This is a genomic window from Sphingorhabdus sp. (assembly GCF_044357595.1).
Taxonomy (GTDB): domain Bacteria; phylum Pseudomonadota; class Alphaproteobacteria; order Sphingomonadales; family Sphingomonadaceae; genus Sphingorhabdus_B.
In genome coordinates this window covers 1-12,010 of record NZ_JBIKPH010000075.1, presented here as the reverse complement: position 1 = coordinate 12,010, position 12,010 = coordinate 1, and the positions used below count along the sequence as shown (strand labels likewise).

At 57.0% G+C, this 12,010-nt stretch carries 13 protein-coding genes and 2 pseudogenes; 5 read left to right on the top strand and 10 right to left on the bottom strand.

What is annotated here, in order from left to right; translation table 11 throughout:
* The 5 genes from ACIQ2T_RS08580 to ACIQ2T_RS08560 all read right to left on the bottom strand — a co-directional run.
* A partial coding sequence (locus ACIQ2T_RS08580) for a glycoside hydrolase family 3 N-terminal domain-containing protein (RefSeq protein ID WP_397590448.1) occupies positions 1-453 on the bottom strand: 453 nt, incomplete at its 3' end.
* Positions 454-528: 75 nt separating this feature from the next.
* Entirely contained in the window at positions 529-1,035 is a 507-nt protein-coding gene (locus ACIQ2T_RS08575) for a DUF1993 domain-containing protein (protein WP_353208566.1), read from the bottom strand.
* Positions 1,036-1,107: 72 nt separating this feature from the next.
* A complete protein-coding gene (locus tag ACIQ2T_RS08570; RefSeq protein WP_397590447.1) occupies positions 1,108-1,770 on the bottom strand; it encodes an SPOR domain-containing protein in 663 nt (220 codons plus the stop codon).
* 16 nt (positions 1,771-1,786) lie between these two features.
* Positions 1,787-3,508, bottom strand: coding sequence for an arginine--tRNA ligase (gene argS, locus ACIQ2T_RS08565; RefSeq protein WP_397590446.1), 1,722 nt, complete (start codon positions 3,506-3,508; stop codon positions 1,787-1,789).
* 25 nt (positions 3,509-3,533) lie between these two features.
* On the bottom strand, positions 3,534-4,184 hold the full coding sequence (locus ACIQ2T_RS08560) for a hypothetical protein (protein ID WP_397590445.1): 651 nt from the start codon (positions 4,182-4,184) through the stop codon (positions 3,534-3,536).
* 296 nt (positions 4,185-4,480) lie between these two features.
* Between ACIQ2T_RS08560 and ispH the strand changes: the two genes are divergently transcribed.
* From ispH to rnhA, 3 genes are read left to right on the top strand one after another with little or no spacing between them, the layout of a single operon-like run.
* Positions 4,481-5,446, top strand: coding sequence for a 4-hydroxy-3-methylbut-2-enyl diphosphate reductase (gene ispH, locus ACIQ2T_RS08555; protein WP_397590444.1), 966 nt, complete (start codon positions 4,481-4,483; stop codon positions 5,444-5,446).
* A 1-nt stretch (position 5,447) separates the two neighbouring features.
* Positions 5,448-6,422 (top strand): homoserine kinase, encoded by a 975-nt coding sequence (gene thrB, locus ACIQ2T_RS08550; protein WP_397590443.1) that lies wholly within the window; start codon positions 5,448-5,450, stop codon positions 6,420-6,422.
* A complete protein-coding gene (gene rnhA, locus ACIQ2T_RS08545; RefSeq protein ID WP_397583293.1) occupies positions 6,419-6,859 on the top strand; it encodes a ribonuclease HI in 441 nt (146 codons plus the stop codon). Before thrB ends, rnhA begins: the two co-directional genes overlap by 4 nt.
* A 4-nt stretch (positions 6,860-6,863) precedes the next feature.
* On the opposite strand, the gene ACIQ2T_RS08540 is transcribed toward rnhA, so the two are convergent.
* On the bottom strand, positions 6,864-7,973 hold the full coding sequence (locus ACIQ2T_RS08540; protein WP_397590442.1) for an NAD(P)/FAD-dependent oxidoreductase: 1,110 nt from the start codon (positions 7,971-7,973) through the stop codon (positions 6,864-6,866).
* Positions 7,970-8,905: an alpha/beta fold hydrolase gene (locus ACIQ2T_RS08535; protein WP_397590441.1), complete on the bottom strand. Its 936-nt coding sequence runs from the start codon at positions 8,903-8,905 to the stop codon at positions 7,970-7,972. The genes ACIQ2T_RS08540 and ACIQ2T_RS08535 overlap by 4 nt, the downstream gene beginning before the upstream one ends.
* Positions 8,906-9,080: 175 nt before the next feature.
* Here ACIQ2T_RS08535 and ACIQ2T_RS08530 point away from each other — a divergent pair.
* Positions 9,081-9,203: pseudogene (locus ACIQ2T_RS08530) on the top strand (type II secretion system F family protein); the annotation flags it as partial.
* Positions 9,204-9,234: 31 nt separating this feature from the next.
* Here ACIQ2T_RS08530 and ACIQ2T_RS08525 read toward each other — a convergent pair.
* Entirely contained in the window at positions 9,235-10,245 is a 1,011-nt protein-coding gene (locus ACIQ2T_RS08525; RefSeq protein WP_397590440.1) for a fumarylacetoacetate hydrolase family protein, read from the bottom strand.
* 100 nt (positions 10,246-10,345) lie between these two features.
* On the opposite strand from ACIQ2T_RS08525, the gene ACIQ2T_RS08520 reads away from it, so the two are divergent.
* On the top strand, positions 10,346-11,272 hold the full coding sequence (locus ACIQ2T_RS08520) for a C13 family peptidase (protein WP_397590439.1): 927 nt from the start codon (positions 10,346-10,348) through the stop codon (positions 11,270-11,272).
* On the opposite strand, the gene ACIQ2T_RS08515 is transcribed toward ACIQ2T_RS08520, so the two are convergent.
* Both ACIQ2T_RS08515 and ACIQ2T_RS08510 read right to left on the bottom strand, forming a co-directional pair.
* Positions 11,269-11,715 carry a MarR family winged helix-turn-helix transcriptional regulator gene (locus tag ACIQ2T_RS08515; RefSeq protein ID WP_397590438.1) on the bottom strand — a complete coding sequence of 149 codons (447 nt, stop codon included), beginning with the start codon at positions 11,713-11,715 and terminating at the stop codon, positions 11,269-11,271. The two genes, ACIQ2T_RS08520 and ACIQ2T_RS08515, sit on opposite strands and share 4 nt — an antisense overlap.
* Positions 11,715-12,010, bottom strand: a pseudogene (locus ACIQ2T_RS08510) (maleylacetoacetate isomerase); the annotation flags it as partial. The gene ACIQ2T_RS08515 and the pseudogene ACIQ2T_RS08510, both read right to left, overlap by 1 nt.

Here is a 12,010-nt window from a genome sequence, read left to right as displayed (position 1 = left end):
AAGCGCCGCCACGCGCAGTGGTTCACTGCCCAAGGCGCGGTCGCCAATGGCGGAATGTGTTTCGGGCACGCGGACGTCAAGCACGGGTAAGCAATCGACGTTGATGCCGACTTCGTTGAGCGACAGTGCAATAGCCTCTGCATTGCACCGCGCGGCCTCAATCGCGGTGATGGGCGCGATGTCGTACAGCGCGTCGAATGCGCCGCCAGCGGGAAAGTCAGGCCAGACCGGCGGCCGCATGCGTGCAACCCGGCCGCCCTCTTGATCGATCAGGATCGGCACCGTGTCGCGGACATGCAAGGTCCGCAAGCTGTCGGTCAGCGCGCGGACCTGCGCTTTGTCTTCGATATTGCGTTTGAACAGGATGTAGCCTGCTGGCTCGACATCGCGAAACAGGCGTTTTTCATCATCCGTCAGGGTCAGGCCCGATAGGCCAAAAATTACCGGCTTCATGAACAGATTGCTAAGGCCGCTGCCGCCCCAAGGCAAGCATGGAGCAGAGCACAGCGGCCTTTAACCTGTGTATAATTACCGGATAGCGCCCAAGAAATCGAGCTTGCCCAAGGGCACGCCCTTCATACGCAGCAATGCGTAGGCCATGCTCAGATGGAAAAAGAAATTGGGGATGGCAAAGCCATGGACATAATTGCTGCCGGTAAAAGGAATGTCGCCGCTTGGGGTCGTCAGCACGACCGTTGCGTCTTCGCGGCCTTCGAAGCCATCGGGCGATGCGGCTTGCAGAAACGCAATCGCTTTTGCCACACGGGCCTGCACATCGGCGAAGCTGGCTTCATCATCGGCCCATGGGTCGTTTTCAATCTGGCCAACGCGAACCGCGACGAACTTTGCGGTATCGGTTGTCATCTGCACCTGCTTCGTCAGCGAGGCCATGTCGTCAATCAGGCGCGCATCCAGCAATTCGGAAAGCTCCATGCCCTGCGCAGCGGCAAAGGCCTTGCCCTTTTCGAGCATGTTGGACAGGTTTTTCAGACCGCGGATAAAAGTTGGCATGGCGGCGTCATATAAAGCAGGCATTTTATTCTCCTCTGGAAGCAGTGCGTCGCATAAGTTGCAATTTAAAACTATTCAACCTTTATGCCGCTGCGGTTAGCGCACGATTAGGCAGTTTTCGCCCGCAACCCTAAGCTTTGCGCAGAGCTGCTGCGCTTCGGATGAATTGGACGTAATCGCCTGCAACCGAAACACAGCGCGGCCCCCTTCGACTTTGGCTTCCGCGATTTTGCGGTTCACGCCAGAAAGAAAGCCAAAGCGTTTGTTGAGCGCAGCCCACGCGCTTTCGGCCTTGGCGGAATCACCAAATGCGCCAAGCTGAACCATCACGACATTGGCAGGCGCGATGTCGGTTTTAACTGGGGCTGCCGGCGCAGCAATGGCAAGCTGAGGTGCAGCATCTGGTCCAGTTGGTCGTGGCGCGAGCACGGCGCCCGTTTTCTGACCTTCGCTTGCGGCAAAGGCAGAGTCACCTTCGCCTTCGAAGCTTTTACCGCCGGCATCCAAGGGCTTTTCTTTGTAATCGCCCTTTGGCGCAGCGATCAGTGCGCCATTGCCGTTTGCACCGCGGGATTGGCTGTTCTGAAACCAATACGCGCCGCCGGCAATCGCCGCGAGCAGGGCAAGACCAAACACGACCATGAAAAATATCTTCAACGGCGATCCACCGTCCGTGCCCTCATTACCGTCAGCAGTTTCAAGCCAAGGCAGACGATTATTGTCGTCGAAATTCAGTCCATCGTCCCTGCTATCCACCATGCCCATTCCTTCTTCACTACATGTTGTAAGCGGCTTCAACCCCCATCAACCGCAACCCGTTGCGCAAGACTTGCCCGATATTGTGCGCCATGAAAAGCCTTGCTCCCGTCAGTTCGGGATTTTGTGCCAATATGAAGCGCTTGTCAGCTTGGTCATTGCCCAAGTTCCAATAAGCGTGGAACGCAGCCGATAGATCATTGAGATAAAATGTAATTCTATGCGGTTCGCCGGACTTTGCCGAAGCCTCAACTATGCGGGGGAAGTTGGCGGCTTCGCGGATGAGGCCAATCTCTGCATCGCCCAGCAGCGCAACATGCGCGCCGTTGGGACCAAGTCCCTCAAGCTCCGCTTTGCGCATGGTCGATGCAATCCGCGCATGGGCATATTGCACATAGAATACCGGATTGTCCTTCGACGCCTCAACCACCTTAGCGAAGTCAAAATCCATCTGCGCGTCGGATTTGCGCGTCAGCATCGTGAAGCGGACGACGTCTTTGCCGACCTCTTCAATCACTTCGGCCAGCGTCACAAAGCTGCCCGACCGCTTGGACATTTTGACAGGCTCGCCGCCCCGCAGCAGGCGAACCATTTGCACCAGCTTGATATCGAAATCGACCTTACCACCGGTCAACGCATTGACCGCCGCCTTGATCCGCTTGACCGTACCCGCATGGTCAGCACCCCAGATGTCGATCATGGCATCGACGCCTTGGCTTTTCTGGAAATGATAAGCGAGGTCAGCGCCGAAATAGGTCCAGCTGCCGTTGGATTTCTTGATGGGGCGGTCCTGATCATCGCCAAACTGCGTTGACCGGAACAGGGGCAAAGTCACAGGCTCCCAGTCTTCGATGTCCTTGCCCTTGGGCTTTTCCAGTTCGCCGTCATAGACAAGCCCGCGGGCGCGCAGCTCCTTTTCCGCGACGTCGGCCTTGCCCGCCGCATGCAGTTCGGCTTCGGACGAAAACAGATCATGGTGGATACCAAGCAAGGCCAAGTCTTCCTTGATCATCTCCATCATTTCTGCAACCGCCGCCTTGCGGAACAGGACTAGCCACGCGCTTTCGGGGGCGGCGACATATTCGTCCCCAAAGCGTTCAGCGAGGCTTTGGCCAACAGGGATAAGATAATCGCCGGGATACAGACCTTCGGCGATTTCTGTGGTCTCGCCCAAGGCCTCACGATAACGCAGATGCGCTGAGCGGGCGAGCACATCGACTTGGCCGCCCGCGTCGTTGATATAATATTCGCGGATCACGCGGTAACCGGCAAATTCGAGCAATTTGGCCAGCGCGTCGCCAACCACAGCGCCACGGCAATGGCCCATATGCATGGGGCCCGTCGGGTTGGCCGAAACATATTCAATATTCACCGACTTGCCATCACCCAGATGCGATCGGCCATAATCGTCACCCGACGTCGCAATCGCGCGCAATTCATCCAGCCATGCCGATGCAGCAAGCCGCAAGTTCAGGAAGCCGGGTCCGGCGATTTCAACGCCCGTGACGCCAGCGACCTTGGCTAATTCTGCTGACAAAGCCTCTGCCAATGCGCGCGGGTTGGTTCCGGCGGGTTTGGCCAAGACCATGGCGGCATTGGTGGAGATGTCGCCATGCGTCACGTCGCGCGGCGGCTCGACCGTTACATTGCTCCGGTCAATGTCCGCAGGCAGCGTTCCGAGCGCCACAAGTGCGTCCAACGCATGGTCGACATGCGCTGCATACTGTTCAAAAAGGGTCATGACTGTGCCTTGAAGTTAACGCGGATCAACGCGTGACATTGTAACGCAGCTGATCTTCGGTCAGCTGAAAGCCGAGTAGCATTTCATAGCTTGATCGGACGACCGCTGCGCGCACTTCTGGATCGGCCATTGGGTCGAGAGCGGCATCCGGATCACCGGGCTTACGCTTTTTGGTAATCTTTTGGATGATTTCGGCGGGCAAGCTTGCCGATGCCTTGTCAATGTAGCTCGCGGCTTGCGCCTGTGCGGACGCACGCTGCTGGCCGTCGGCGAACTGGATCGTGACTTGACCAACACGCTTGGAGATAATGGCACTGCCGCCCTGCACCACGGTGTTGAAATAGGGCAGAGTTACCGATCGGCTGCCGCTTGCATCGCTGCGCCGCGCCTGCACATCAAAGGTGGCCTGCGCATAGATTTTCTCACCACTTTCGTTGCATGTGGTGCGCACATTGGTCACCGTTGCAACGATATCAATGGCGTCCGCGTCTTGGCTGCTCACTGGACTGAAAATCGTAACATCACCGGTGCCATCGGGCACCGCCACCGTCGGGCAGCCCGAACGCGTAACGTTTACGCCGACACCAGCGCCGACGTCCAAATCGCCTTCGCGAGAGCAGCCAGCCAAAGCAGCTGCAACGATACCGACGGTCAGGGCTTTGGCGGCAAATTTCATACAGTCTAATCCTTGGGGTTCTTAAGCTTGGGTCGCGAGTGCGAAACGTGCGTTCGTCCTTATCCGCCCATCGCGACCTGCGCAACAGGGGAAAGGTATTGGCGGATGCAGCGTATTTATCCAAAGCCATGACCACTTAAACTCAACTCCGAGGCGTCAAAATGGCAAAGATATCGAAATAAAATGTTCGCCGCAGGCAGTTATTCTGCCTGCAAGGGCATTTTACTTTGAGATCGAAGCCATTTTGACGCCTCGGAGTTGAATTTAAGTGGTCATGACCCTAAAGGCTATTGCTCATGACCGAACAATCGCTCCCTAAGAAATCGCTTCGGCTGCTTCTGGCCGCGCCACGTGGATTTTGCGCGGGCGTTGACCGCGCCATCAAGATTGTCGAGCTTGCGCTCGAACAGCATGGCGCGCCTGTCTATGTCCGCCATGAAATCGTCCACAACCGTTATGTGGTCGACAGCCTGAAAGCCAAAGGCGCGATATTTGTCGAGGAACTCGATGAAGTACCCGATGGCGGCCATGTCGTATTTTCTGCGCATGGCGTGCCCAAATCGGTACCCGCCAACGCGCAACAGCGCGGCCTTGCTTATTTTGACGCCACATGTCCCCTGGTTTCGAAAGTCCACAAGCAAGCCGAACGGCAAGTGGATGCCGGCCGTCACATCATCTTTGTGGGCCACGAAGGGCATCCCGAAGTCATCGGCACATTTGGCCAAGTTCCAGTCGGCGCGATGACATTGGTTGAAACTGCCGATGACGCGCGTATGATTGAACCTGCCGCTGCCAACAATCTTGCGTTTCTGACGCAAACGACTTTGTCGGTCGATGATACATCGGAAATCGTATCGGTCCTTCAACAGCGCTTCCCCAATATCGTCGGGCCAAAGGGTGAGGATATTTGTTACGCGACGTCCAACCGCCAAGAATCGGTGAAGGCGATTGCGCATGAATGCGACCTTGTCCTTGTCATCGGCGCGCCCAACAGCTCGAACTCGCAGCGTTTGGTTGAGGTTGCGGCTCGATCCGGAACCAAGGCCTATCTGGTGCAGCGCGCGGAAGAGATTAGCCTAAACTGGTTTGACGATGTCCGCACGCTCGGCCTGACCGCAGGTGCCTCTGCCCCTGAGGTGTTGGTGCGCGAGATTATTGACGCGCTCGCGCTGCATTTTGACCTAGATGAACAGCAGGTCACAACGGCTGAAGAGACTGTCACGTTCAAACTGCCACGCGAACTGGCTGGCGCGGCGAACTAATTTGGCGGTTTACACGCAGTTAGGGCCCGAACAGGTTAATGCATTGCTGGCGCATTATGATGTGGGCGAGCTGGTCGCGCTTAAGGGCATTGCCGAGGGCGTCGAAAACAGCAATTTTTTCGTGCAGACCACGCAAGGCCGCTTCATCCTGACGCTGTATGAGAACCGCGTAAATCCAGATGATCTGCCTTTTTTCTATGCCTTGTTAAAGCATTTGCATGACGCGGGCTGTAAGGTTCCGCAATTCATGGCCGACCGCAAGGGCGCATGGCTTCAGACCGTCGCTGGCCGCCCCGCTTGCCTTATCGAATTTCTCGATGGCGTGTCGGTGACAGAACCTACGGCAGCGCAAGCATATTCGACCGGCGCGGCATTGGGGCAAATGCACAAGGCACTGGCCGACTTCACTCTGTCGCGGCCCAATAGCCTTGGCGTTTCCGCGTGGCGGCCCTTGGCGATGCGCTGCACGGTCGACGGGCTGGAGGCTATCTCTGAGGGGCTTTCGGCGCGGGTGTTTGCAGAATGCGATTATCTGGACGCGCATTGGCCAAAAGATTTGCCCGTCGCGGCAATCCATGCGGATTTGTTTCCCGACAATGTGCTGATGTTGGGTGACCATGTCGGTGGCCTCATCGACTTTTACTTCGCCTGCACCGAAATCCGCGCTTATGATTTGGCGGTGACCCACAGTGCGTGGTGCTTTTCCAACAACGGCGCGGTGTTTGACGCCGATGTGAGCGCAGGCTTGCTGGCGGGCTATGCCGATATTGTGCCGTTGGACGCAGCGACCCGCGATGCTTTGCCCATGTTATTGCGCGGGGCATCTTTAAGGTTTCTATTAACCCGTTGTTATGACTGGATTAATACACCAGCCAATGCGCTTGTGACGCGCAAAGACCCGCTGGCGTTTCTGCGCCGGCTGGATTTCTACAGCGACGCTGCAGCGGTCGAAAATATGTTAAGGCATCCTACGTGAAGCAGCTTGAGATTTTCACGGATGGCGCCTGCAAGGGCAATCCCGGCCCCGGCGGTTGGGGCGCTGTCATCCGTTATGGCAAGCATGAAAAGGAAATTTCGGGCGGCGATCCCGATACGACGAACAACCGGATGGAACTTTCCGCAACCATTCAAGCGCTTAAAATCCTGATCGAGCCATGCGAGGTCAAATTGCATACGGACAGCCGATATGTCATCGACGGGATAACCAAATGGATTCACGGTTGGCAGCGCAATGGATGGAAAAACGCTTCCAAACAGCCTGTCAGCAATGTCGATTTATGGCATGACCTGATTGAGGCCACGGCCCGGCATCAAGTCGAATGGATTTGGGTCAAAGGGCATAATGGCCATCCCGAAAATGAACGCGCAGACCGCTTGGCAAGCGATGCTGCAGAGGCAATAGCCAAGCCTTAAGATTTTAGTGAAAACGCGCCGGTGCGTACACAGCAGCGTCCACCCCTTGCGGCGCGGCGATGTCTGCATCCAGCAACGATGCGGCAAGCTGCGCTGCGGCAGGTGCAGTTTGAATGCCAAAGCCGCCCTGTCCTGCAAACCAGAAAAATGCGTCATGTGCGCTATCACGCCCAATCACGGGAAGCCGGTCGGGCGCAAAACTGCGCAGCCCCGCCCATTTGCGCTCCACGCGGCGAATATCCCAGTCGACCACCTGTTGCAGCCGATCAATGGCTGTGGCGATGTCGATCTCGTCCGGTGCCGCATCGCAGGCGGGGGTTGCGGTCTCGTCATGCGGGCTGAGCCATAACCGTCCGCCAGTGTCGGGTTTGAAATAGAAACTACCATCCAGCCCAATGACCAAGGGCAATTCCGCCGGAACCTGAGGCGACACAGCCAATTGCGAAATAGTGCGGCGATAGGGTTGAATGCCCAAGGAACGGACCTGCGCAATCTGCGCCACTGCGTCGGCCCATGCGCCAGCAGCGTTGATGATGATGTTGGCCGAACAGTTCAAGCTGCCGGCGCTGATCTGCCATGTGCCGCTGTGCCACTTTGCGGCATGCAAGCGGCTGTTGCAGTGCAGTTGCGTGCCGTGTCTTTTGGCTTGGCGCAAATAGGCGAAGTGGAGCGCGGCGACGTCAATATCGCAACAGGTCGGTTCCCAAAGCCCGTGCGTCCAATTTTCACGCAGCCCTGGCACATGGGCGGCGACCGCGCGGCGATCGATATGTTCGATATGCACCCCGCTCGCCGCAAATTCGGCCAGCATATTGTCGGCTAAAGGCATCTGCTCGGCGGTGCCGATGTGCAGCGCGCCGCGTCGGTGCATCAATGGGCCGTCATGGAAATCGGCGGGTGGCATGGCCAGAAACGGGCCTGACGCAGTGGTCAGGGGTTGCACCCCCGGCCCGCCATAGCATTCGACCCAAAAGGCGGCTGACCGACCGGTCGAATGATAGCCGGGATGCGCCTCTGCCTCAATCAGCACTACCTTATGGCGGGCAGACAATTGGGCGGCAAGGCTTGCGCCAGCGATGCCAGCACCGATAATGGCAAAGTCAAAGTCGTTCATGTTCGCGGCGCTTGGGCATCCAGAAAGCTGTTGATACGCGATAGGCATTGGTCGCGCACGGGATCGGCTTCACGCAGCAATTCATGCGCAGCCTCTTTGCCGAAAATCAAGGTTTCGGCATGCGGTAAGCGCTTGCCATCGGCCATGACGCGCGGGGTACTGACGAGTTGGTCGCCCGTGGTCGCGAGCAACAGGATAGGTGTTTGCACCGCCTCCAACAGGCCCGGCGCCTCAAGCATGCGGATGGATGCTATGGCGCGCTCTATCCAGTGCCAGCTTGGCGGGCCCAATTTGACGTTCGGGCGCAATTTCCACCATGCAATTTCATCTTCATAGCGATCATCGTCATGCGTCAGCATTTTGCCGCGCATGCTTAGCGGCGACATAGGCTTCTCGCTGATTTTCCATGCGGCAACTTCGCCCTTGCCCAAGGTGACCATGAGCTTTGCAAAGGCGTGGTTCCAGCCCAGCGGTAGGCCGCCAGTTTGAATGCTCAACATCGGTGCGCTCATGACCACGGCATCGGGGTCAATCGCCTTTTCGACCAAAGCCCGCATCGCCAAATGCCCGCCCATGCTGTGCGCCATCACGACATGAGGGCCGGGATTTTCCGATTTCCAGCCACTCCAAAACATCCGCACGTCAGCAATCCAAGTCGCAAAATCGTCGATATGTCCGACTTCGCGGTCATCCAATAAGCGCCCGGACTCGCCCTGCCCGCGCCAATCAATCGCGGTAACGCGCCAGCCGGCGTCGGCATAATAAGCCAAAGTTTCCAGATATTTTTCATAATGGTCGCCGCGACCCGGCAGGAACAATAAGGATCCACGCGGCGGGTTAGCACCTTGCCAATCAATACGGCGGATCGCCCAGTTATCGGCGGCGTGCCAACGGCTTTCCACTGCTTCAGCGGGAATAATACGTCGGTTCATCGGGATATTTGGTGCGTGCATAGTTACGATTTGGCATTCTTTCTTAGTAAATACTGCCCAAATGACCAGTGAAACTCTCGCTTACTTTACCCTTGGCGGCTTGGCAATTGCGCTGTTGGCGTCGATTTACACCGACATCCGATATCGGTTGATTTACAACATAATAACGCTTGGCGCGGCGCGTTTGCCAGCCATTATGACCATTCCGCTCATCCTGTTCATTCTGCCGACTTTGTTCATTTTTATTCTTGGGCCAGCTGCTTGCTCGATCAGCGACGCATTTTCCGGTAACAAATAAATGGATCAGAAAGGACAGCCAATAGGCCGCCCTATTGGGACGTGCGTATGCTCTGTTCGATAGCGCCAAATATGCTGTGGCCAGCGTCGTCGAGCACTTCAATTCGCAATATGTCGCCGTCTTTCAGGAATGGCGTTGCCATCTCGCCAGTCTGTATTTTCTCAACCATGCGCACTTCGGCCAAGCAGCTATAGCCAAGGCCACCATGGGCAATGGGTTTGCCGGGACCGCCATCGGCATCGCGGTTGGACACTGTCCCTGACCCAATGATAGACCCCGCCCCGACATTGCGGGTCTTGGCGAGATGGGCGATCAATGTGCCAAAATCAAAGGTACAGTCATCCGAGGCAACGGCCCTGCCAAATGGCGCGCCGTTAAGGTCGACATGCAACGTCCGGTGCAATTTGCCATGCTGCCAATAATCCCCAAGGCTGTCAGGCGTGACGAATACCGGAGACAAAGTGCTGTCAGGCTTTGACTGGACAAAGCCAAAGCCCTTTTCCAACTCGGCGGGGATAAGGTTGCGCAAGGACACATCGTTCACGAGCCCAATCAGACGGACGTAAGACAAGGCGTCAGCAGCGGATGTTCCCATTGGCACATCGCCCGTCACGACAACAATCTCCGCCTCAAAGTCGCAGCCCCAATTTGCGTCCGCCAAAGGAATGTCATCGCGCGCGCCCATGAATGCGTCGGAACCGCCCTGATATACTAACGGGTCATGCCAGAAGCTTTCGGGCAGCACTGCGCCGCGTGCCTTGCGGACCAAATCCACATGGTTCACATATGCCGAACCGTCCGCCCACTGATAGGCACGCGGAAGGGGTGCCGCCGCGTCATGTTCGTGGAAACGTTCGCGCGGGATAACCGCATGTTCCAGGTCAGTCGCCAGTGCTTGCAGCCGGGGCGCGACGTCGTCCCAATCATCAAGCGCCGCCTGCATCGTTGGAACAATATGCGCTGCGTCCGCATACCAAGCGAGATTGTCTGACACGACAACCAGATGTCCGTCACGGCCCGACTTCAATGATGCAAGTTTCATGATTGTTCTCCAGATTTGCCTCATCATGCAACCATATTGCAGTTGCGGCAACCGCAACTGTGTGTCTAGAATTGCCCGCATGGGACGGGGGATTGACACAATGCGGTTGGCACAATTCGGCGCATTGGCACTTTCGCTGCTTGTCAGCGGTTCTGCCTTCAGCCAGCAGCAGAGGTTTAACACGATCGAAGCCGCTAAAAATGGGTGGTTTGCGGAGCAAAGCCGGTCGGCAACATGGTATTTGTCACAGCATAAACGGCTCACCACTGCCATTGCCACATTGCAACCGCAACGGCCCGGTGTTGTGGATGCCTATGTTCTTTCCATTGGCCTCGATTCCGACCCTGTATTCACCCGCGAGTCTGCCGAAGCCGCCAATGTGTTGGCACGGCGCTATGGCGCGGCGGGGCGTACACTTCATCTTGCAGCAGGCGCAGACGACAAGGCCACAGGCCCCGCGCAAGGGTCACCATCTAACCTGGCCATAGGTCTGGCAGCTATTGCCGCGAAGATGGATCCTAAGGAGGATGTGCTCTTCCTGTTTGCCACCACCCATGGCGACCCAGTATCGGGCCTTGCCTATCGCGACGGGGAATATGCCGGGGGCATGATTGGGCCACAGCGTCTGGCCAATTTGATTGATGGCGTCGGCATCAAACGCCGCATGGTGCTGCTGTCGGCATGCTTTTCAGGGATTTTCCTTCCGCTGCTAACCAATGACCAAACCGTCATCGTCACCGCAGCATCATCACAACGTACATCTTTTGGATGCGCGCCGGGCAATGACTGGACCTTTTTTGGCGATGCGTTGGTTAACAATGCTCTGCGTAAGCAACACAGGTTCGACGCCGCTGTGGGGGAGGCAACACGGTTGATCTCTGACTGGGAAGGCCAGTTAAGGCTTGTCCCATCACGGCCGCAGGTTTTTGTCGGTGACAACGCGCGCGCCTGGCTTGATGCGTTGGAAGATAGGATGCCCAAAACCTCAACCGCCAAAGTTGGCCGTCCTGCGATTAGTTCGGACTAGCCGAGTTCAGTTACCCTGGCGCGTAATTGCGCAAGCATTGCCTCAAGTATCTTCGCCTCGCCGCTGCCCAATATTGTCTCAAGCTCAGCCTCTAAGCTAAGCGCCTCAGGTACAATCTGTTCATACAGATCGCGGCCCGCCGGCGTTAGCGCAAGATGGTGCGATCGCCCGTCCGCTGTATTTGGCACGCGGCTGATCAAGTCCCGTTCCTCCAGCGCCTTGCAGGCCCTATTTACCGTAACCTTGTCCATAGCGGTTGCAGCAACCAATTGCCGCTGCGTGGCCACATCGCCTTCGCCCAACAGCGCCATAACCCGCCATTCGGGGACCTTTAGCGCAAATTTGCCCCGATAGGCTCGCGCGATCAGATCGCTCACGGCGTTCGACGTAATCGACAATTGGTACGGAAGAAAGGCACTAAGCCTCAGTTTCTTGGCAGACATCAGTCCGGCTTCACTTGATCAGGATGTGCAGCGACAAAGGCGGGTAACGCCGTCAGCGCGGCATCAATCCGCATTAATTTGGGAAATTGCGCAAATGGCGTGTCGACCCTGCGCGCATTGGCCATTTGCGGCACCAGGCACACATCGGCCAGATTAGGCAGGTCACCGCCGAATAGACCCTCTTCGGGGGCCATAGCCTCCAAAGCAGTAAAGCCTTCGATGATCCAGTGCCGGTACCATGCGTCCACCGCCGCTTGCGATTGCCCCATCTGCTCCTTCAAATAGCGCAGGATAC

Excerpts from the sequence above, each read along its gene's own strand:
- ACIQ2T_RS08575 (WP_353208566.1), bottom strand. The coding sequence starts at position 1,035 with ATGCCTGCTTTATATGACGCCGCCATGCCAACTTTTATCCGCGGTCTG.
- ACIQ2T_RS08570 (WP_397590447.1), bottom strand. The coding sequence starts at position 1,770 with ATGGTGGATAGCAGGGACGATGGACTGAATTTCGACGACAATAATCGT.
- argS (WP_397590446.1), bottom strand. The coding sequence starts at position 3,508 with ATGACCCTTTTTGAACAGTATGCAGCGCATGTCGACCATGCGTTGGAC.
- ACIQ2T_RS08560 (WP_397590445.1), bottom strand. The coding sequence starts at position 4,184 with ATGAAATTTGCCGCCAAAGCCCTGACCGTCGGTATCGTTGCAGCTGCT.
- ispH (WP_397590444.1), top strand. The coding sequence starts at position 4,481 with ATGACCGAACAATCGCTCCCTAAGAAATCGCTTCGGCTGCTTCTGGCC.
- ACIQ2T_RS08540 (WP_397590442.1), bottom strand. The coding sequence starts at position 7,973 with ATGAACGACTTTGACTTTGCCATTATCGGTGCTGGCATCGCTGGCGCA.
- ACIQ2T_RS08535 (WP_397590441.1), bottom strand. The coding sequence starts at position 8,905 with ATGAACCGACGTATTATTCCCGCTGAAGCAGTGGAAAGCCGTTGGCAC.
- ACIQ2T_RS08525 (WP_397590440.1), bottom strand. The coding sequence starts at position 10,245 with ATGAAACTTGCATCATTGAAGTCGGGCCGTGACGGACATCTGGTTGTC.
- ACIQ2T_RS08520 (WP_397590439.1), top strand. The coding sequence starts at position 10,346 with ATGCGGTTGGCACAATTCGGCGCATTGGCACTTTCGCTGCTTGTCAGC.
- ACIQ2T_RS08515 (WP_397590438.1), bottom strand. The coding sequence starts at position 11,715 with ATGTCTGCCAAGAAACTGAGGCTTAGTGCCTTTCTTCCGTACCAATTG.